19 protein-coding genes are annotated in these 20,757 nt (G+C 64.7%); 17 read left to right on the forward strand and 2 right to left on the reverse strand.

What is annotated here, in order from left to right:
- Nucleotides 1-40: 40 nt before the first annotated feature.
- From E2K99_RS04390 to E2K99_RS25425, 8 genes are all read left to right on the forward strand, one after another.
- Nucleotides 41-1,141, forward strand: coding sequence for an ABC transporter ATP-binding protein (locus E2K99_RS04390; RefSeq protein ID WP_134221465.1), 1,101 nt, complete (start codon nt 41-43; stop codon nt 1,139-1,141).
- 1 nt (nt 1,142) lies between these two features.
- Nucleotides 1,143-2,231: an ABC transporter ATP-binding protein gene (locus E2K99_RS04395; RefSeq protein WP_134221466.1), complete on the forward strand. Its 1,089-nt coding sequence runs from the start codon at nt 1,143-1,145 to the stop codon at nt 2,229-2,231.
- A gap of 3 nt (nt 2,232-2,234) precedes the next feature.
- Entirely contained in the window at nt 2,235-3,125 is an 891-nt protein-coding gene (locus E2K99_RS04400; protein WP_134137278.1) for a carbohydrate ABC transporter permease, read from the forward strand.
- Nucleotides 3,118-3,936, forward strand: a complete 819-nt coding sequence (locus tag E2K99_RS04405) for a carbohydrate ABC transporter permease (RefSeq protein WP_088754752.1) — start codon at nt 3,118-3,120, stop codon at nt 3,934-3,936. The genes E2K99_RS04400 and E2K99_RS04405 overlap by 8 nt, the downstream gene beginning before the upstream one ends.
- 2 nt (nt 3,937-3,938) lie before the next feature.
- On the forward strand, nt 3,939-4,223 hold the full coding sequence (locus E2K99_RS04410) for a DUF2160 domain-containing protein (protein WP_039790026.1): 285 nt from the start codon (nt 3,939-3,941) through the stop codon (nt 4,221-4,223).
- A gap of 105 nt (nt 4,224-4,328) precedes the next feature.
- Nucleotides 4,329-6,077: an ABC transporter substrate-binding protein gene (locus E2K99_RS04415; RefSeq protein ID WP_121044570.1), complete on the forward strand. Its 1,749-nt coding sequence runs from the start codon at nt 4,329-4,331 to the stop codon at nt 6,075-6,077.
- A gap of 211 nt (nt 6,078-6,288) precedes the next feature.
- Nucleotides 6,289-7,770 (forward strand): glycerol kinase GlpK, encoded by a 1,482-nt coding sequence (glpK, locus tag E2K99_RS04420; protein WP_134221467.1) that lies wholly within the window; start codon nt 6,289-6,291, stop codon nt 7,768-7,770.
- Between the two features lie 146 nt (nt 7,771-7,916).
- Entirely contained in the window at nt 7,917-8,066 is a 150-nt protein-coding gene (locus E2K99_RS25425; protein WP_166675037.1) for a hypothetical protein, read from the forward strand.
- A gap of 34 nt (nt 8,067-8,100) precedes the next feature.
- Here the strand turns inward: E2K99_RS25425 and E2K99_RS04425 are convergent, their stop codons facing one another.
- Together E2K99_RS04425 and E2K99_RS04430 are read right to left on the reverse strand one after the other, a co-directional pair.
- Entirely contained in the window at nt 8,101-9,315 is a 1,215-nt protein-coding gene (locus E2K99_RS04425) for an HD-GYP domain-containing protein (protein WP_134221468.1), read from the reverse strand.
- Between the two features lie 181 nt (nt 9,316-9,496).
- Nucleotides 9,497-10,891 (reverse strand): aminotransferase-like domain-containing protein, encoded by a 1,395-nt coding sequence (locus E2K99_RS04430; RefSeq protein ID WP_121044561.1) that lies wholly within the window; start codon nt 10,889-10,891, stop codon nt 9,497-9,499.
- Nucleotides 10,892-11,334: 443 nt separating this feature from the next.
- On the opposite strand from E2K99_RS04430, the gene E2K99_RS04435 reads away from it, so the two are divergent.
- The 9 genes from E2K99_RS04435 to E2K99_RS04475 all read left to right on the forward strand — a co-directional run bounded on the left by E2K99_RS04435 (nt 11,335) and on the right by E2K99_RS04475 (nt 20,688).
- Entirely contained in the window at nt 11,335-11,817 is a 483-nt protein-coding gene (locus E2K99_RS04435) for an MSMEG_0572/Sll0783 family nitrogen starvation response protein (RefSeq protein ID WP_006463016.1), read from the forward strand.
- 15 nt (nt 11,818-11,832) lie between these two features.
- A complete protein-coding gene (locus E2K99_RS04440; RefSeq protein WP_134221469.1) occupies nt 11,833-12,915 on the forward strand; it encodes a Nit6803 family nitrilase in 1,083 nt (360 codons plus the stop codon).
- Complete coding sequence (locus E2K99_RS04445) at nt 12,872-13,954, forward strand: MSMEG_0568 family radical SAM protein (protein ID WP_134224023.1); 1,083 nt, start codon at nt 12,872-12,874, stop codon at nt 13,952-13,954. Before E2K99_RS04440 ends, E2K99_RS04445 begins: the two co-directional genes overlap by 44 nt.
- A gap of 1 nt (nt 13,955) precedes the next feature.
- Nucleotides 13,956-14,516: an MSMEG_0567/Sll0786 family nitrogen starvation N-acetyltransferase gene (locus E2K99_RS04450; RefSeq protein ID WP_051057649.1), complete on the forward strand. Its 561-nt coding sequence runs from the start codon at nt 13,956-13,958 to the stop codon at nt 14,514-14,516.
- Nucleotides 14,513-15,514, forward strand: a complete 1,002-nt coding sequence (locus tag E2K99_RS04455) for a sll0787 family AIR synthase-like protein (protein ID WP_134221470.1) — start codon at nt 14,513-14,515, stop codon at nt 15,512-15,514. The genes E2K99_RS04450 and E2K99_RS04455 overlap by 4 nt, the downstream gene beginning before the upstream one ends.
- Nucleotides 15,515-16,711, forward strand: coding sequence for an MSMEG_0565 family glycosyltransferase (locus E2K99_RS04460; RefSeq protein ID WP_205703752.1), 1,197 nt, complete (start codon nt 15,515-15,517; stop codon nt 16,709-16,711). It begins immediately after the preceding gene.
- Nucleotides 16,704-16,991 carry an MSMEG_0570 family nitrogen starvation response protein gene (locus E2K99_RS04465; RefSeq protein WP_134221471.1) on the forward strand — a complete coding sequence of 96 codons (288 nt, stop codon included), beginning with the start codon at nt 16,704-16,706 and terminating at the stop codon, nt 16,989-16,991. Before E2K99_RS04460 ends, E2K99_RS04465 begins: the two co-directional genes overlap by 8 nt.
- A gap of 49 nt (nt 16,992-17,040) precedes the next feature.
- Nucleotides 17,041-18,324, forward strand: a complete 1,284-nt coding sequence (locus E2K99_RS04470) for an MSMEG_0569 family flavin-dependent oxidoreductase (protein ID WP_134221472.1) — start codon at nt 17,041-17,043, stop codon at nt 18,322-18,324.
- Nucleotides 18,325-18,867: 543 nt separating this feature from the next.
- The gene (locus E2K99_RS04475) at nt 18,868-20,688 is read left to right on the forward strand and encodes a methyl-accepting chemotaxis protein (protein ID WP_134221473.1); all 1,821 of its coding nucleotides are present in this window, start codon (nt 18,868-18,870) and stop codon (nt 20,686-20,688) included.
- Nucleotides 20,689-20,757 lie beyond the last annotated feature (69 nt).

Genomic DNA, 20,757 nt, shown 5'->3' on the forward strand with positions numbered 1-20,757 from the left:
CCGCATACCAGATCAATCAAAAAAGTAGCGAGGAGACAGCGTGACCCTGGAACTGAAACAAGTGGCCAAGACGGTCGGTGCCGAAACGCACCTGTACCCGCTTGACCTCCATCTCGCCAAAGGCGGCATCAACGTCCTGCTGGGCCCGACTCAGGCCGGCAAGACGTCCCTGATGCGCATCATCGCCGGGCTCGACAAGCCCACCGCAGGGCGCGTGCTGGTCGATGGCCAGGACGTCACCGGCGTGGGGGTGCGCGAGCGCAACCTGGCGATGGTGTACCAGCAATTCATCAACTATCCCGGCCTGACGGTGTTCGAGAACATCGCCGCGCCGCTGCGCCTGCAGAAGCAGCCCGAGCAGGAGATCAGCAAGCGCGTCAAGGAAATCGCCGACAAGCTGCACATCACCCACCTGCTGCAACGCCTGCCGCTGGAACTCTCCGGTGGCCAGCAGCAACGCTGCGCGCTGGCGCGTGCACTCATCAAGCGCGCCCCGCTGGTGCTGCTCGATGAACCGCTGGTCAACCTCGACTACAAGCTGCGCGAAGAATTGCGCAGCGAACTGATTTCGCTCTTCGCCGCCGGCGACACCACCGTGGTCTACGCCACCACCGAGCCGCAGGAAGCGCTGCTGCTGGGCGGCCACACCGCCGTGATGCACGAGGGCCGCCTGCTGCAATTCGCGCCGACGCTGGAACTGTTCAACAGCCCGGCCTCCACCCGCGTGGCCGCGATCTTCAATGATCCGCCGATGAACCTGCTGGACGCCACGGCCATCTCCACCGGCCAGGGCGTGGCCGCCATCCGCATGAACGATGGCAGCGTGCTGGAAATCGCCGGGCGCTCGCTGTCCCTGTCGGAAGGCCAGCCCTGCAAGCTGGGCATCCGCTGCAATGACGTGCGCCTGGAAGCGCTGACTGCGCCGGGTGTGAGCCTGGGCTGCAGCGTGACCCTGGCCGAACTCTCCGGTTCCGAAACCTACCTGCACCTGCGCCATGGCGACGTGCCCCTGGTGGCGCAGCTGTCGGGCGTGCATGAAGTGGCCATCGGCAGCACGGTGCAAGTGAGCATCGCCGCCGCCAAGGCCTTCCTGTTCGATACACAGGGACGCCTGCTGAGCGCCCCGCTGGAGACCCGCTGACATGGCCCGCATCGAATTCAAGAACCTGGGCCACGCCTACAGTGGCAACCCGGCCAGCCTCAAGGACTATGCCCTGCAACCCATGAACATGGTGTGGGAAGACGGCGGCGCCTATGCGCTGCTGGGCCCCTCGGGCTGCGGCAAGTCCACGCTGTTGAACATCATTTCTGGCCTGCTGCAGCCTTCCGAAGGGCAGGTGCTCTTCGATGGCCGCGACATGACCCGCATGGCCACTCGCGATCGCAACATCGCGCAGGTGTTCCAGTTCCCGGTCCTGTACGACACCATGAGCGTGTTCGACAACCTGGCCTTCCCGCTGCGCAACCGCAAGATCGCCGAGCGCGAAGTGCAGGCCCGCGTGCGCGAGATCGCCGAGATGCTCGACCTGACCCGCGACCTCAAGCAGCGCGCCGCCGGTCTCTCGGCCGATGCCAAGCAAAAGATTTCGCTGGGCCGTGGCCTGGTGCGCAAGGACGTGGCGGCCATCCTCTTCGATGAACCGCTGACGGTGATCGATCCGCACATGAAGTGGGAACTGCGCCAGAAACTCAAGGAAATCCATCACCAGTTGAAGCTGACCCTCATCTACGTCACCCACGACCAGGTCGAGGCGCTGACCTTCGCCGATGAAGTGGTGGTCATGACCGAGGGCAAGGTGGTGCAGCAGGGCAAGCCGGAGGCGCTGTTCCTGCGCCCCGATCACACCTTCGTCGGTTACTTCATCGGCAGCCCCGGCATGAACTTCTGCCCGGTGCGCGTGGAGGGCGATGCGGTCCTTCTGGGCCAGCAGCGCCTGCAGGTCGAGGCCGCGCAATTGCAGGCCCTGAAGAACAGCAGCGGTGACCTGAAGCTGGGCATCCGTCCCGAATTCGTCGAGCTGGCCGCGCCCGGTACGGCCGGTGCCGTCAGTGCCGAGGTCACTCAGGTCCAGCATCTGGGCACCAGCCAGCTGGTGACCGCGCAGTTCGAGGGCATGAGCGTGAAGGCGCGCGTGGCGCCCGAACTGAAGATCGCCACCGGCGCACAGTGGCTGCGACTGGCCAAGCCGGAGACGATCTACTTCAGCAACGACGAGAGAATTGGACGCTAAGCCATGAACAAGCCCTACAACAACAAGGCCTGGTTCTTCATCCTCCCGGTCTTCCTGACGGTGGCCTTCTCGGCCATCATTCCGCTGATGACGGTGGTCAACTATTCGGTGCAGGACATCATCAGCCCCGAACAGAAAGTCTTCGTGGGCCTGGACTGGTTCCGCGATGTCATGCGCGACAGCGAGCTGCATGCAGCCCTGCTGCGCCAGCTGATCTTCTCCTTCTGCGTGCTGCTGGTGCAGCTGCCGCTGGGCATCGGCCTGGCGCTGGCCATGCCGCACAAGGGCTGGAAATCCTCGGCCACGCTGGTGATCCTGGCCATGCCGCTGCTCATTCCATGGAACGTGGTCGGCACCATCTGGCAGATCTTCGGCCGTGGCGACATCGGGCTGGGTGGCCACCTGCTGAACCTGCTGGGCATCGATTACAACTACGCCTCCAATCCGCTGGACGCCTGGCTGACCGTGCTGCTCATGGATGTGTGGCACTGGACGCCGCTGGTGGCGCTGCTGGCCTTCGCCGGTCTGCGTTCGATTCCGGACGCGTATTACCAGGCGGCGCAGATCGACGGTGCCAGCCGCTGGGCGGTATTCCGTTTCATCCAGCTGCCCAAGATGCGCGGCGTGCTGGTGATTGCGGTGCTGCTGCGCTTCATGGACAGCTTCATGATCTACACCGAGCCCTTCGTGCTCACCGGTGGCGGCCCCGGCAACTCGACCACCTTCCTGAGCCAGTACCTCACGCAGAAAGCCGTGGGCCAGTTCGACCTTGGTCCGGCTGCCGCCTTCTCGCTGATCTACTTCCTCATCATCCTGCTGTTGTCCTTCGTGCTCTACAACTGGATGCAGAGCGCCGGCAACAACGCCAATGCTTCGGGTGGCCAACATGAATAAGACCCAGGACAAGACCTTCACCCGCACCCTGGTGATGCTGGTCTACATTGCCTTCACGCTGGTGCCGCTGTACTGGCTGCTGAACACGTCGTTGAAGACCAACGAGGAGACGCTGTCGGTCTTCACGCTCTGGCCCAATGCGCCTACGCTGAACAACTACAAGACGATCTTCACCGATCCGTCCTGGTATTCGGGCTACATCAACTCCATCATCTACGTGGCCATGAACACGGTCATGTCGCTGCTGGTGGCCTTGCCCGCCGCGTATGCCTTCTCGCGCTATCGCTTCCTGGGCGACAAGCACATGTTCTTCTGGCTGCTGACCAACCGCATGACGCCACCGGCGGTGTTCCTGCTGCCGTTCTTCCAGCTCTATTCGACCATCGGCCTGTCGGACACGCACATCGCGGTGGCGCTGGCGCACATGCTCTTCAACGTGCCGCTGGCGGTGTGGATCCTGGAAGGCTTCATGTCGGGCGTGCCGCGCGAGATCGATGAGACGGCCTATATCGATGGCTTCTCCTTCCCGCGTTTCTTCCTGCGCATCTTCCTGCCGCTGATCAAGTCAGGCGTGGGCGTGACGGCCTTCTTCTGCTTCATGTTCAGCTGGGTGGAATTGCTGCTGGCCCGCACCCTTACCTCGGTCAACGCCAAGCCCATCAGCGCCATCATGACGCGTACCGCGTCGGCCGCAGGCATGGATTGGGGCATCCTGGCTGCGGCCGGCGTGCTGACGATTGTTCCGGGAGCCCTGGTGATCTGGTTCGTGCGCAACCACATCGCCAAGGGCTTCGCAATGGGGAGAGTGTGATCATGGGAAATGCTTTGTCGTGGATGTCGTGGACGCCACCGGTTGCGATCTTTTTCGTCTGCGTGGTGCTGATGCTGATCGGCATGACGGTGTGGGAGATCCGCTCGCCGACCATCGAGCGCAAGGGCTTCCTGCCCATGCGCACCACCCGTGGCGACCGCCTGTTCATCGGGCTGCTCACGGCCGCTTACATCAACCTGGCCTGGGTCGGACTGACCGATATGGAACAGTGGTATGCAGCGGCGCTGGGCTTCGTGGCGCTGGTGCTGATCATGCGCAAGGGCTAAGACGAATTTTCAGGCAGCAGGCAACAGATCTGTAATCACAATGGACGTCCGGGGATTCTCCTTCCCTACCCGGCACGCCAACTCAGGGGAAGGTGACGAGGAGACATGATGCAGAACATGCGGAAAATCAAACTGACCGTGCTGGCCGCCGCCATGGCCATGGCCGGTATCGCGGGCAATGCCTGGGCCGACATCAAGGCCGCCGAGAAGTGGGTGGATGCTGAATTCCAGCCCAGCACGCTGTCGCGTCCACAGCAGGTCACCGAGATGCAATGGTTCATCGACGCCGCCGCCAAGCTCAAGGCCAAGGGCGTCAAGGAAATCCACGTGGTCTCCGAGACCCTGGATACGCACGCCTATGAATCCAAGACCCTGGCCAAGGCCTTCGAGGAAATCACCGGCATCAAGGTCATCCACGACGTGATCCAGGAAGGCGACGTGGTCGAGAAGATGCAGACCTCGCTGCAATCGGGCAAGTCCATCTATGACGGCTGGGTCAACGACTCCGACCTGATCGGTACCCACTACCGCAACGGCCAGACCGTGGTGCTGAGCGACTACATGGCCGGCCCCGGCAAGGAATACACCAACCCCGGCCTGGACCTGAAGGACTTCATCGGTACCAGCTTCACCACCGCGCCGGACGGCAAGCTCTACCAGTTGCCCGACCAGCAGTTCGCCAACCTCTACTGGTTCCGCGCCGACTGGTTCGCGCGCAAGGACCTGCAGGACAAGTTCAAGGCCAAGTACGGCTATGAACTGGGCGTGCCGCAGAACTGGTCGGCCTACGAAGACATCGCTGCCTTCTTCACCAACGACGTCAAGGAACTGGACGGCAAGAAGGTCTTCGGCCACATGGACTACGGCAAGAAGGATCCGTCGCTGGGCTGGCGCTTCACCGATGCCTGGCTGTCCATGGCCGGTGCCGCCGACAAGGGCCTGCCCAACGGCTTGCCGGTCGATGAATGGGGTATCCGCGTAGCCGATGACAAGTGCACCCCGGTCGGTGCCTCGACCTCGCGCGGCGGTGCCACCAACTCGCCGGCTGCGGTCTATGCCCTGACCAAGTACCTGGACTGGATGAAGAAGTACGCTCCGCCCGAAGCGCTGGGCATGACCTTCTCCGAAGCCGGCCCGGTGCCCGCCCAAGGCCACATCGCGCAGCAGATCTTCTGGTACAGCGCCTTCACCGCCAGCATGACCAAGCAGGGCCTGCCGGTGGTCAACGCCGACGGTTCGCCCAAGTGGCGCATGGCCCCCGGCCCGCACGGTCCGTACTGGAAGGACGGCATGCAGAACGGCTACCAGGACGTCGGCTCGTGGACCTTCCTCAAGAGCACCCCGCCGGACCAGATGGCCGCAGCCTGGCTGTATGCGCAGTTCACGACCTCCAAGACCGTCTCGCTGAAGAAGTCCATCGTCGGCGTGACCTTCATCCGTGACTCCGACATCCGCTCCGACTACTTCACCAAGAACGCTGCCAAGTACGGTGGCCTGATCGAGTTCTACCGCAGCCCGGCCCGGGTGGCGTGGACCCCGACCGGCACCAACGTGCCTGACTATCCGAAGATGGCGCAGATCTGGTGGAAGAACATCTCCTCGGCCATCTCCGGCGAGAAGACCCCGCAAGGCGCCATGGACAATCTGGCCGATGAAATGGACGGTATCATGGCCCGCCTGCAGCGCGCCGGCATGAAGCAGTGCGCGCCCAAGCTGAACCCGAAGAAGGATCCGGCCACCTGGCTGTCCGACAAGGGCGCACCGTGGGCCAAGCTGGCCAACGAAAAGCCGAAGGGCGAGACCATCCCCTACGACAAGCTGCTGCAAGCCTGGAAGGATGGCCGCGTTCGTTGATGCAGCCTGATTGCCATCACGCGTGAGATGACGCCATCCCGGCCGGTGTCGGGGTGGCGTCTTCACGTTGTTCGGGTGCGTGTTGACTTGGTTTCGGGTTGAACCTTAGTCTCTCCCGAGAATGGCCGCATGTGGATTGCGGTTGCGGCCCGCAGGAATGTGTTATTCCATTTTCAAACTTTAGTATTTCAGTCGTCTGCAAGGAATCATCATGGCCTATCTGCTCGCCCTCGACCAGGGTACCTCCAGCTCGCGCAGCATCATCTTCGACCAGAGTGGCGCCATCGTCGCCACGGCCCAGCAGGAATTTCCGCAGATCTTCCCGCAGCCGGGCTGGGTCGAGCACGACCCCATGGACCTGTGGCAGAGCCAGTTGCAGACGGCACAGAAGGTGCTGGCGCAAAGCGGCATCAAGGCCGAAGAACTGACCGCCCTGGGCATCACCAACCAGCGCGAGACCACCGTGGTGTGGGAGCGCGCCACCGGCAAGCCGGTCTACAACGCCGTGGTCTGGCAGGACCGCCGTGCTGAAGTGGTCTGCGCGGCGCTGCGTGACCGTGGCCTGGGCGAGGCCATCCAGAAGAAGACCGGGCTGGTGCTCGATCCTTATTTCTCCGGCACCAAGCTGCGCTGGATCCTCGACCATGTCGACGGCCTGCGTGCGCGTGCCGAACGGGGCGAACTGCTGTTCGGCACCGTCGATTCGTGGCTGGTCTGGAACCTGACCGGGGGCCGCCTGCACGTGAGCGATGTGTCCAATGCCTCGCGCACCATGCTGTGGAATATCCACACCGGGGCCTGGGATGAAGAGCTGCTGCAATGGCTCGATATTCCCGCCGCGATGCTGCCGCAGGTGCATGCCTCGGCCCACATCTATGGCGAGATCGATGCACAGCACCTGGGCGCGGCGGTCAAGATCGGCGGCATCGCCGGCGACCAGCAGTCGGCGCTGTTCGGTCAGGCCTGCGTGCGTCCCGGCATGGCCAAGAATACCTACGGTACCGGCTGTTTCATGCTGCTGCATACCGGCGACCAGTGCGCCACTTCGCACAACGGCCTCATCAGTACCGCCGCCTGCCAGGTCGATGAACGCAAACAATATGCGCTCGAAGGGAGTGTCTTCATCGGCGGTGCCGTGGTGCAGTGGCTGCGCGATGGCCTCAAGGCCATCAAGACCTCCACCGACGTCGAGGGACTGGCCTGCACGGTGGAAGATTCGGGCGGGGTGGTGTTCGTGCCGTCCTTCACGGGGCTGGGTGCGCCCTACTGGAATCCCGGTGCCAAGGGTGCCATCGTCGGCTTGAGCCGGGGCAGCACGGTGGCCCACATCGCCCGCGCGGCGCTGGAATCAATCGCTTTCCAGAGCACTGCCTTGCTTAACGCGATGGTCAAGGACGCGGTCTCGCCCATCACCGAATTGCGCGTGGATGGCGGGGCGGCGGCCAACAATCTGCTGCTGCAGTTCCAGGCCGATCTGCTGGGTATTCCGGTGATCCGTCCGCAAGTGACCGAAACCACTGCGCTGGGTGCAGCCTATCTGGCCGGTGTGGCCACGGGTGTCTATCGTGATTTGTCGGAGCTGTCCGCGCAGTGGCGCATGGAGCGCACCTTCGAGCCGCGCTTCACGCGCGAGCAGGCGCAGGAGCGCATCCACGCGTGGGAAGCGGCGATTCGGCAGGTCAGTGCTGGCTGAGGCTCCCTCAGGCCCCGGGCCTTGGTTCCGTGGGTTTCAATTGAAACAGGGCGCGCGCCTTTTGACACAGGACGATAACAACACTGCGCCATGATCCTCTCAAGCCCGGCGCATCCCGCTGCCGGGCATGAGACGAGGAGCGGATCATGGAACACCTGCTGCTGGACGCGATGCAACTGGCCGATGGCTTCATCGAGGCTGCCACCACCTTCCTGATGGCATGTGACATCAGCGTGCCCGCGGCCTCGCACGAGGCGCACGGGCGTCACTTCATGACGGTGCTGGGGATGGCCTGAACAGGCCGGACCGGACCGGTCAGCGGGCTCAGGCTCAGGAGGGCGTGCCCGTGCTGAGCATGTGCATGGTATCGAGATGGCTCAGGCGCGCCCATTCCTCGCCGCCACGGGCAACGATGGTATCGGCTTCGGGCGTGGCCATGAGGTCAAGGATCTCGGTGTCGCTCATTTCCATGTCGTCGTTGTAGCGGAACACCTTCAGTACCGGCCGCGTCAGGTCCTGCGCATTCTGGCGGATCACGAAGCCGGAGCGGCCGGATTCCAGCTTGACGATGGAACCCACCGGATAGATGCCGAGGGTCTTGACGAAGGCCAGGAACATGGCGCGGTCGAAGTGACCGGTCCAGGACGCCATGCTGGAAATCGCTTCGGCCGGGTCCCAGGCACGCTTGTAGGGACGGTCCGAGGTGAGCGCGTCATACACGTCGCAGATCGCCGCCATGCGCGCATACAGGCTGATCTGGCCACTGCGCAGCAGTTCCGGATAGCCGTGGCCATCCATCTTCTCGTGATGGTGCAGGCAGACATCGCGCGCGTAATCGGGCACGTTGGGGTCCTGGCTCAGGTATTTGTAGCCCAGCTCGGGGTGCTTCTTGATCTGGGTGAATTCGTCGTCGGTCAGCTTGCCCGGCTTGTTGAGCAGTTCATGCGGCAGGAAGGCCTTGCCCACATCGTGCAGGAAGCCGCCCAGGCCGGCTTCGCGGCAGGCCTTCTCATCCAGGCCCAGAGTGCGGCCCAAGGCCACCATCAGGGCGCAAACCGCCACCGAGTGCAGGTAGGTATATTCATCGGCCAGCTTCAGGCGCAGCACGCTGAGCGTGCCATTCGGGCTTTGCAGGACGGCACCGGCGATTTCTTCCACCACCGTGACGCAGCGCTCCATGTCCAGCGCCTTGCCCAGCCGGGCTTCGCTGAACATGGCCTTGGTCGCCTTCTTGGCGTTCTCGCGCAGGGCTTCGGCGTCCAGCAGGGTGGTGTCGATGTCGGGGCCGGGCGGCAGTTCGGGGCTAGGCTCGGCGGGCGCTGCCGCTTCATCCTGGCCGGTCTCGGCAGCCGCCTCGGCCACATCCAGGCCGCGCTCCGGATCGATCCAGCAGTGCTCGATGCCGCTGGCATGCGCCTGCTTGAGGTCAGCTTCGTTCTTGAGCAGGAACTTGTTCTTCCAGAACGGATGGTCCAGCCAGGCCGCTTCGAAGCCGCAGAAATACATCCCGAGGACCAGATCCTCCGTTTTAATTTTTTTCAACATTTCTCGAACATCTTTCCGGCGCACCGGGGAACGGGTTGGCGTGGCATTCCTGGGCCGCAGGCGGTGGAGCGCCGAGGGCAGTGCGGTCAGGATTGCCGGTCGTTAATGATCTCATATGCATGACCATATGTGAAAGATTCTGCTTGTTGCAATTTCGCTAATTTCGCCCCGGACGGGCCGCTCAGACCACCGCCGGCTTGATCAGCGGCTGCTCGGCGAGGGTGCTGCGGATCAGGCCCAGGGCGTGCTGCAGGTCGCTGCGGCTGGCGATGCCGCCGATGCACACCCGCACCGCCTGCAGCGGGGGCGCCGTCACCGAGAAGGCGTCCACGCCCACCACGGCCACGCCGTTGCTGCGCATCTGCGCCGAAAAGCTGCTGGCCTGCCAGCCGCCGGGCAGCTTGAGCCACAGATGGAAGGCCTCCGCTTCCGAGGCATAGCTGTGCTCGGGGAGGATGCGGGCCACGATCTTCTGCCGCGCCATCGATTCCTTGCGGATGTTGGCCAGCGCCAGGTCGGCCACGCCGTCGCGGATCCAGTGCGTGGCCAGGGTCGAGGTGAGTGGCGAGGCCATCACCGTGGTGGCGCGCAGGGCTGCGGTCAGGCGCGCGGCGGCGGCAGCGTCGGGGGCCACCATGTAGGCAATGCGCAGGCCCGCGCCTACGCTCTTGGCCAGGCCGGTCACATAGTAAGTCAGCTCGCTGCCGATGCTGGCGATGGCCGGCGGCGCTGCGCGGGGCAGGAACCCATAGGCGTCATCCTCGATGATGGCCACTTCATAGTGGCGTGCAATGTCCACCAGCGCCTGGCGGCGTGACAGCGAGGTGGTGCAGGTGGTCGGATTGAGCAGGGTGGGATTGCAGTACAGCGCCTTGGGCGCATATTGCGCGCAGGCACCGGCGAAGGCCACCGCATCGATGCCTTCGTTGTCCATCGGCAAGCCGACCAGCTTGATGTTGAGATGACCGGCCAGCGCCCGCAGGCCGGGATAGGTCACGTCCTCGCAACAGAGCACGCCGCCCGGCCCGACCAGCATGGTCAGAATGGCCAGCAGCGCACATTGTGCGCCCGGCGTCACCAGCACCCGTTCCGGTTCCACCACCAGCGCGCGCCGGCGCAGCCAGAGGGCGCCGGCCTCACGATCCTCAGTCGAGCCGCCGAAATCCTGATAGCGCAGCAGATCACGCAGGCGGCCGTTGACCTTGTTCCAGCCCGCCTGCATCAATTCCATCAGCTCCGGCGACTCCGGCTCGGGCGGCATGTTCATCGACATGTCGACGTTGGGCCGGCCTTCGGTCACGCGCGGAATGCGCGGCCGCCGCTTGCCGCAGACGAAGGTGCCGCGTCCCACTACCGAATCCACCAGGCCGCGCCGATGCGCTTCCGTATAGGCGCGGGCCACGGTGGTGAAGTCCAGGTCCAGCAACTCGGCCAGCTTGCGCTGCGGCGGCAGACGCTGTTCGGGTTGCAGGTGGCCGGTGGCGACATCCTCGGCAATCGCATTGGCGATGGCCAGATAGAGCGGGCCGCCGCCCTTCTTCAACTTGGGAACCCACACGCTGCTGTGCTTGGACATGGTGCTTTCCTTGATTGCCGGCGTTCAATATTGACTGCATCGAAACATCTCATTGAATGCAAGTTGCATTCCATCCAATCGCCGCCGCGGTTGTCGCCAATTGCACCGTCGTGCATCACATCGCGCACCCTTGCGCACCAACTCAACACATCTCGCCGCGCCAGAGTGCAAGCGGGTTTGCGCGGTGTTGGCGAATTGTATGGAGCGATTGAATGGATTGCTTCGCCAGGGTCAAAAAACACCTCGCCGATCATGATTCGTCAAGCCGCACCGATGCTGGCCTGCGCCTTCGCGCGCAGAGATTGACGGGATTTTTATGCAGTCAATTCCTGCATTGACGGGGTGCCGGTGGCACGCCTGATGCATTCAATGCCAGCGTCGCGGCGAGGTCGCCGGACCACTTCCCCAAGTGCCGACCCACAGCAATCGAGAGGAGTATCACCATGCCCGCAGTCACCAAAGCAGCCCACGCCCCCGGCGATTTCCTGGTGGATTATGAAGAGAAGGTATTCGAAGACGTCAAAGCCCAGCCGGGCGAAAAAGCGCTGGTGACCTTCCACACCGTGGCATTCGAAGGCTCGATCGGTTTCGTCAATCTGTTGCAGGCCACGCGCCTGAAGCGCAAGGGTTTCGAGACCTCGATCCTGCTCTATGGCCCCGGCGTGACCCTGGGCGTGCAGCGCGGTTTCCCGACCCTGGGGGATGAGGCTTTTCCCGGTCACCAGAACTTCAACAAGCAGATCGTCAAGTTCATGGAAGAGGGCGGCAAGGTCTACGCCTGCCGCTTCGCGCTGCAGGCTTTGTACGGCCATGGCGAGCCCTCGCTGATCCCGGGCATCCGTCCCATCAATCCGCTGGACGTGCTGGACCTGGTGCTGCTGCATCGTCGCGACAACGCCTTCATTCTCGACACCTGGACCCTGTAAGCGGAAGGGCGGCCCATGAGCATGCACAAGAGAACGGTACGGGCGGCGGCGGTGCAGATCGCGCCCGACCTCGACAGCGAACACGGCACCGTGGCCAAGGTGTGCCAGGCCATCGCCGATGCTGCGGCCCAAGGTGCGCAACTGGTGGTCTTTCCGGAGACCTTCGTTCCCTACTATCCGTACTTCTCGTTCGTGCGGCCGCCCTTCGCTTCGGGGCCGGAACACTTGCTGCTCTACGAGCGCGCCGTGACGGTGCCCGGTCCGGTGACCCAGGCCGTATCGGCCGCCGCCCGCCAACACGGGACGGTGGTGGTACTGGGCGTCAATGAACGCGACCACGGCACGCTCTACAACGCGCAGCTGGTCTTCGATGCCGATGGCACGATGGTGCTGAAGCGCCGCAAGATCACGCCGACCTATCACGAACGCATGATCTGGGGCCAGGGCGATGCCAGCGGCCTGAAGGTGGTGCCGACCGCCGTCGGCCGCCTCGGTGCGCTGGCCTGCTGGGAACACTACAACCCGCTGGCGCGCTACAGCCTGATGGCGCAGCACGAGGAAATCCACTGTGCGCAATTCCCCGGCTCCATGGTGGGGCAGATCTTTGCCGACCAAATGGAGGTGACCATCCGCCATCACGCCCTCGAATCGGGCTGCTTCGTCATCAATGCGACCGGCTGGCTCAGCGATGAACAGATCGCCGCCATCGAGCCCGATCCCCAGGCGCAGAAGGCGCTGCGCGGTGGCTGCTGTACCGCCATCGTGTCGCCCGAAGGCAAGCTGCTGGCCGAGCCCCTGCGCAGTGGCGAAGGCATCCTGGTGGCCGACCTCGACATGGAGCTGGTCACCAAGCGCAAGCGCATGATGGATTCGGTGGGCCACTATGCGCGCCCGGAACTGCTGCACCTGGTGATCGATGATCGCCGCACGTCTCCCATGTCCTCGCTGTTCCCGGCTGAACAGCCTGCTCCCGTCATTCATCCTTTCGCGAGGTTCCCTCATGCAGACAGCCGTCATCCAGTTGCATCCCCAGCGTCCGAGCCGCAAGGCGGCCGTGGAGCTGATCTCGGAACTGCAGTCCCTGGGACTGCGTCTTGACGATCCCGCTGCCGGCGCGCAGAGCCGCCGGGGCGGGGCAGGGCCGTCGGATCACAAGGCGGTGACCGTCGATGGCCACACCGTGATGATCCCGGTGCATACCGCCGGGGCCTGGTCCTCGCCCTACGTGGCCACGCAGCCGGGTGCCGATGGCGCTGCCCGCATCCTGCGCGATGGTGTCGAGGTGGGCGTGGTGTCCTTTCCGCACCAGCCGCGCTTCTACAAGATGCAGACCTTCGATGGCATCCCCTACGGCAAGATCGCCACGCTGCATGGCGCCGATGTGCTGGCCACCACCATCCTGCAGAGTTGCATCCGTTACGAGAGCCGCCGCAAGTCCTGCCAGTTCTGCGCCATCGGCCAGTCGCTGGCGGCCGGCCGCACCATCCTGCGCAAGACCCCCGAGCAGTTGGGCGAGGTGGCGCGCGCGGCGGTGCTGCTCGATGGCGTCAAGCACATGGTCATGACCACCGGTACCCCCAATGCCAGCGATCGCGGCGCGCAGCTGCTGTGCGAAAGCGCCTTCGGCGTGAAGTCGGCGGTAAACCTGCCGATCCAGGGCCAGTGCGAGCCGCCGGACGACAATACCTGGTTCCGCCGCATGGCCGATGCCGGCATCGATACCCTGGGCATGCATCTGGAAGCGGTCACGCCGGAAGTGCGCAAACGCATCATGCCCGGCAAGGCCACCGTACCTGTCGAGCGTTACATGGAGGCGTTCGCCGCTGCCGTCGAGGTCTTCGGGCGCGGGCAGGTCAGCACCTACATCCTGGCCGGCCTGGGCGACAGCGACGAGGCCATCCTTAAAATGAGCGAGCAGCTCATCGCGCTGGGCGTGTATCCCTTCGTGGTGCCGTTCGTACCGATCTCGGGCACGCCGCTGGAAGACCATCCCTCGCCGGATGCCCTCGCCATGCGCCGCCTGCTGGCACCGCTGGCGGCCATGCTGGAGCACGCCGGCATGCGATCAGGCGATGCCAAGGCCGGGTGCGGCAAGTGCGGTGCCTGCTCTTCGCTGTCTTCGTTCGAAAGGAAGTGAAATGAGCGACGTCGCCGAACACGCATCGCTGGCCCCCGAGATCCTGGCCCGGGGCGTGCGCATCAAGCTGGCGCTGGACACTGGGGAGCGCGAAGCAGCGCGCCGCCTGCGCCGCGCCGTATTTTGCGCCGAACAGAACGTATTTCAGGAGGACGATGGCGACGCTACCGATGCCATCGCCATGCCCATCGTGGCCGTTCTGGAGCGCGATGAGGGTTGGCGGGAAATCATAGGAACGGTGCGAATCCATGAATCTTCGCCAGGCGTGTGGCATGGCTCGCGGCTGGCCGTGGCACGGCAGGCGCGCCGCGTCGGCTCGGTCGGCAGCGGGCTCATCCGGCTGGCCGTCTGCACTGCGCATGCGCACGGCTGCCACACCTTCCTGGCCCAGGTGCAGAGCCAGAATGCGCCGCTGTTTCACCGCCTGCACTGGCATACGCTGGCAGAGATTGAAGTCCATGGCCTGCCGCATCACCTGATGCAGGCCGACCTGTCGTTCTATCCCCCGATCAGCGATGGCGATGTCGGTTTCGTCGTCGGCCGCGAGGAGCGCACGCCATGAATGCGCGCGACAGTGCGCCCACGCTGGCGCAGATCATCGAGACCCTGCGTGCCTCGCGCGGCATCGCGCACAAGCGCGATATCGATGCCGTGATGCAAGCGCTGCCGCCGGCCCCGGCCATGCAGCACCAGGGTCACACGCTGGCCGTAGGCGACGACTGCGCGGCCATTCCGGATGGCGACGGCTATCTGCTGTTTGCCATCGAAGGTTTCCTCAACGAGTTCGTCGACCAGCAGCCCTGGTTTGCCGGCTACTGCGGCGTGATGGTCAACGTCAGCGACATCTACGCCATGGGCGGACGTCCGCTGGCGGTGGTCGATGCCCTGTGGAGCCGTGGTGGCGAGGCCGCGCGGCCCATCCTCGACGGGCTGGCCGAGGGCGCGCGCGTCTATGGGGTGCCGCTGGTCGGCGGCCACAGCAATCGCCGCAATGACCGCGAGCAGCTCTCCGTCTCGATCATCGGCCGGGCCACGCGCCTGCTGACCAGTTTTGATGCGCGCAGCGGTGAACACCTGGTGGCCGCCATTGATCTGCGCGGGCGCTTCCAGGAACCGTATGCCTACTGGAATGCCAGTACCGGCACGCCCGCCGAACGTCTGCGCGGCGACCTCGAAGTGTTGCCCGCTCTGGCCGAAGCGGGTCTGGCGCGTGCCGGCAAGGACATCAGCATGGCCGGCGTGATCGGCACCGCCTTGATGTTGCTGGAGTGCTCCGCCAAGGGCGCGGTGATCGATCTGGAGGCCATACCGTGTCCGCCCGGTGTCGATTTCCAGCGCTGGCTGAGCGCCTTTCCCAGTTATGGATTCCTGTTGAGCGTGGCCGATGATGACCTGCCGGAGGTGCTGGCCCGCTTTGCTGGGCGCGGGATTGCGGCAGCGTCCATCGGTCGCATCGATGACAGCCGCCAGCTCGATCTGTGCTGGCACGGACAGCGTTTGCCCTTCTGGAACCTGGCCGAGGAAGCGCTGATCGGTTGCGGTCCGCGCCGGGAGGCCTGAATGGAGACGTCACGCACACTGCTGCGCATCGCCATGCTGACCCACTCCGTCAATCCGCGCGGCGGCGTGGTGCATGCCCTGCAACTGGCCGAGGGCCTGGAGGCGCTCGGCCATGAGGTCAGCCTGTTTGCGCCGGATGCGCGCGGCAAGGGCTTGTTCCGTCCGGCAGCCTGCACCTTCCATCCGGTACCGGGGCCGGTGCAGTGCGAGGGTGTCGTCGGCATGGTGCGCCAGCGCATCGAGGACTACCTGCGCTGCTTTGAGCAGACCGACATGCACGCCTTCGATCTTTGTCACGCTCAGGATTCCATCAGCGCCAATGCACTGGCCACGCTGGTGGAGCGGGGCGTGATCCGGGGCTACGTGCGCACCGTCCATCACCTCGACCAGTTCGATGATCCGCAGTTGCATGCCTGGCAGGAACGCGGCTATCGCATGGCCGACCGCGTGCTGTGCGTCAGCCGCACCTGGCAGGACATCCTGCAGCACGAGCATGGCGTGCGCGCCGAGCTGGTGTCCAATGGCGTCGACATGCTGCGCCATTCGCCCCGGCCGGATCCGCGCGACCAGGCCGTGCGGCGCGCGCAAAGCCTGACCGGCAAGCCGCTGTTGCTGGCCGTGGGCGGCGTGGAGCCGCGCAAGAATACGCTGGGCATCCTGCAGGCATTCGTGCGCCTGCGCCGCGTTTATCCGCAGGCGCAACTGGTCATCGCCGGGGGCGCGAGCGTGCTGGATCACGCCGATTATCAGTGCGCTTTCCAGGCCGAGCTGGCGGCCGCCGCCTTGCCGGCCGACGCCGTGCGCATCCTCGGGCAAGTAGACGATGCCGACATGCCGTCGCTGTTCCGTTGCGCCGATGTGCTGGTCTTTCCTTCCCTGAAGGAAGGCTTCGGACTGGTGGTGCTGGAGGCCATGGCCGGTGGCGTGCCGGTGGTGGTGTCGCGCATCGCGCCCTTTACCGAGTATCTCGATGGCGATTGCTGTGCCTGGGTCGATCCGCACGATCCGGCCTCGATGGCCGCCGGCATCGCGCATGCGCTGGCGCCGGCGGCGCGGCCTGGGCTGATCGCGGCAGGACTGGAAGTCTGCGCGCGTTTCTCGTGGCAGCGCTCGGCACGCCGGCATGTGGAGCTGTATGCAGATTTCATCCGCTGTCAGCCCGTGGCAGCGTCATTCCAAGAGGAACACCATGCCTGAAATGCACTTTCGTGTCCGCTGGCCGGACGACACCGTCACCGACTGCTATTCCCCCTCGCTGGTGGTCAAGGAACATCTGGAGGCGGGACGCAGCTACGCGCTGGCCGACTTTGTCCAGCGCAGCGCCACGGCATTGAACATCGGCAGCGAGCGGGTCCGGGCGAAATACGGCTTCGCCTGTTCCTCGGCGCTGGACCAGCTGCGCCGCATCGAGGAGATGGCGGCCCGCTTCGAGGCCAGTGCCGATCCGGTGGTCCGGGTCGAGTCCTTCACGCCCTGATCGCTCCATCACGCCTTATCCAACATGACATCACTGCACGAGGTACACCATGTCCACCCAAGTCTCAGGCGCGGCGCGCCACCATAGCGTCATCATCATCGGCGGCGGCCAGGCCGGCCTGTCGATCAGCTGGTACCTGAAGCAAGCCGGCATCGATCACGTGGTACTGGAAAAACACCAGGTCGGCCACGCCTGGCGGCATGAGCGCTGGGATACCTTTTGCCTGGTCACGCCCAACTGGCAATGCAACCTGCCCGGCTATCCGTATCGCGGCGACGATCCCTATGGCTTCATGAAGAAGGACGAGATCGTGGCCTACCTCGATGGTTTCGTGGCCAGCTTCCAGCCACCGGTGCGCGAAGACGTGACGGTCGGGAAGCTGTGGCGCGTGGGTGAGCGCTGGCATCTCAGCGCCAGCGATGGCGCCTACACGGCGGACCAGGTGGTGGTGGCGGTCGGCGGTTACCACATCCCGGTGGTGCCGCGCGCAGCCGAGCGCCTGCCGGCCGATATCGTGCAGATCCATTCCAGCCAGTATCTCAATCCGCAGTCGCTGCCCGAGGGCGAAGTGCTGGTGGTCGGCACCGGCCAGTCCGGCTGCCAGATCGCCGAGGACCTGCACCTGGCCGGCCGGCGCGTGCATCTGGGCGTGGGTGAAGCTCCGCGCGTGGCGCGCACCTATCGCGGCAAGGATGTGGTGGAGTGGCTGGACAAGATGAAGTATTACGACCTGCCGGTCGACCAGCATCCGCTGGGCACCGGGGTGCGCGAGAAGACCAATCACTACGTCACGGGACGTGACGGCGGACGCGACATCGACCTGCGCAAGTTCGCCCTGGAAGGCATGCAGCTCTACGGCAAGTTCGACACGCTGGAGGGTGAGGTGGTGCGTTTCGGTGGCGGCCTCAAGGGCTATCTCGACGAGGCCGATGCAGTCTCCGAAAGCATCAAGGACAGCATCGACAAGTTCATCGCCGCGCAGCAGATCGAGGCCCCGACGGAGGCCCGCTATGTGCCCGTCTGGCAGCCGCCCGCTGAGGAAGTACGCACGCTCGACCTGCGCGCACGGGGTATCTCGGCCGTGGTGTGGTGCATCGGATTCCGTACCGACTTCAGCTGGATCGCCGAACCCATTTTCGACGGGCGCGGCTACCCGGGCCATGTGCGCGGCGTGACGGCTGCACCGGGTCTGTATTTCCTCGGCCTGCCCTGGCAATACACTTGGGGTTCGGGCCGCTTCTCGGGCATCGACCGCGATGCCCGCCATCTGTTCGAACACATCAGTGCGCTGCGGGCGCAGGCAGGTCAGCCGGACCTGTCCCAGGCGGCCTGAGAGACCCCGGAACACTGGCCAAGCGGGCCGTCACGAAAAAAAGCCCGTCCGGGGGAGGGACGGGCTGAAAGATCCGCTGGATGTCGTCGCAGCGGACAAGGGGAAAGAGGAGATCCCGATGTGCGTACTCTAGGCCCCGAAAATTAAGCCAGACTTAAATCGCAAGAAAAGTGCAGCGCCCGTCGTGCGGCAAGCAGGGATGATGTTTCTGCATGGCAACGTGGCATGCGCGCATCACTTCATCTCCATGTGCCGGGAACTTCACGATTTTGTGAAACGCCCGCGTCGCCCGCTGTTACGCTTGCAATCAATCGGATCGCGTGACTACAACGGGGGAACGATCCGACATGGCGTCTTCCGCATCAGAACGGGGCGAGCCACGGCAGGGGCCGGGCTCATGACTGCGGACGGCACCATTCCCTGCACTCCGGCCAGACCGGGGTCATAACGACATTCCATCTGCCTTCAGGTCCGACCGCAGCCTTGCTGTGGCCGGGGCAGGCGTTTGCCCGATCATCCACAGTTTTTCCAGATCCACACATCATGACATCTTCCTCCCTGCGTACCCGACTCATCGCCCTCTGTGCCGGCATCGTCGTGCTGGCCATGCTGGCCATCGTCCTGACCAACTTCCTCACGGCACGCTCGCGCACCATGAGCGTGCTGGATGGCCAGATGGCCCAGCTGGCGCAAAGCCAGGCATCCGCCATTGCCGAATGGGCCGACGCCAGGAAACTGGTCGTGTCTTCCATCAAGCAGGCGGCCGATGCCGCCGAGCCCTTGCCCTTCGTGAAGGCGGCCGAGACCGCCGGTGGCTTCGACCTGGCCTACATCGGCTATGCCGACAAGCACGCCGTGTTCTCGCAGCAGCGCAACCGGGCCCCCGACTACGATCCGACCAAGCGTCCCTGGTACCAGCTGGCCGCTTCCAGCAAGGGACCGGTGCTGACCGCGCCCTACACCAGCGCCAGTACCGGCAAGCTGCTGGTGACCTTTGCCGAAGCCATCAGCAAGGATGGCCAGGTCACCGCAGTAGCCGCAGCTGACGTGCTGCTCGACAGCGTGGTGGCCGACGTGGTGGCCATCAAGCCGACCCCCAACAGCTACGCCTTCCTGGTCGACCTGGGCGGCAAGATCATCGCCCACCCCAATGACAAGCTGCGCCTGAAGCCGCTGTCGGACCTGGATGCCGCCATCACCCCGCAATCGCTGGCCGCCGCCATGGCCGCCAACAGCCATCAGGAACTGGCCCTGGATGGCCGCCAGCAGATGCTGTTCGCTGCCCGCGTGGCCGGCACCGACTGGCTGCTGGTGGTGGCGGTGGACCGCGCCGATGCGCTGGCTTCGCTGACTGCCATGCTGGCCAGCTCGGGCGTCATGGCCGTGCTGGTGACCATCCTCGCCGCGCTGGTGCTGGGTGCCCTGATCTCGCGCGTGTTGCGCCGCCTGTCGGTGGTGCAGCGTGCGCTGGAAGAGATCGCCGATGGCGACGGCGACCTGACCCGCCGCCTCGATACCCACGGCAGTACCGATGAGCTGGGCCGCATCAGTGCCGCCTTCAATCGCTTCGTCGACAAGGTCGAGCACGTCATGCTCGACATCCGCGAAGCCAGCCACACCATCCACGCCGCCACGCGCGACATCGCCAGCGGCAACATGGACCTGTCGCAGCGCACCGAATCGCAGGCCAGCTCGCTGGAGCAGACCGCCGCCGCCATGGAGCAACTGACCTCCAGCGTGCGCCAGAACGCCGACAACGCCCAGGAAGCCAATACGCTCTCGCAGTCCGCCTCCGAGATCGCCGGCCGTGGCGGTGCCATGGTGGAGCAGGTGGTGCAGACCATGAGCGCCATCAATGCCTCCTCGCAGAAAATCGTGGACATCATCAGCGTGATCGACGGCATCGCCTTCCAGACCAATATCCTGGCCCTCAATGCAGCGGTGGAAGCGGCCCGCGCCGGCGAGCAGGGACGCGGCTTTGCAGTGGTGGCTTCCGAAGTGCGCTCGCTGGCGCAGCGTTCGGCCACGGCCGCCAAGGAGATCAAGGTGCTGATCGGCGATTCGGTGGAGCAGGTACGCGCCGGCGAGCAGACCGTCAGCGAAGCGGGCAGCACCATCCGCAGCGTGGTGGAGAGCGTGCGCAAGGTCAGCGACGTGGTGGCCGAGATCACCTCCGCCAGCCGCGAGCAGAGCCAGGGCATCCAGCAGACCAACGACGCCGTGGCCCACATGGATCAGGCCACGCAGCAGAACGCGGCACTGGTGGAAGAAGCCGCCGCCGGGGCACAGCAACTGCAGGAGCAGGCAGCGCGCCTGGCTGAAGTGGTGGCCTTGTTCCGCTTGCGGGATGTCGCGCGGCAGTGATTCACGCTGCAGGCCGGTTCTAAACCGAACTCATCTTCATGAAAAAACCGCGCTGGCCTGGCAGGCCCG

The sequence above is a fragment of the Herbaspirillum huttiense genome, from assembly GCF_004367745.1.
GTDB classification, from domain to species: domain Bacteria; phylum Pseudomonadota; class Gammaproteobacteria; order Burkholderiales; family Burkholderiaceae_D; genus Herbaspirillum; species Herbaspirillum huttiense.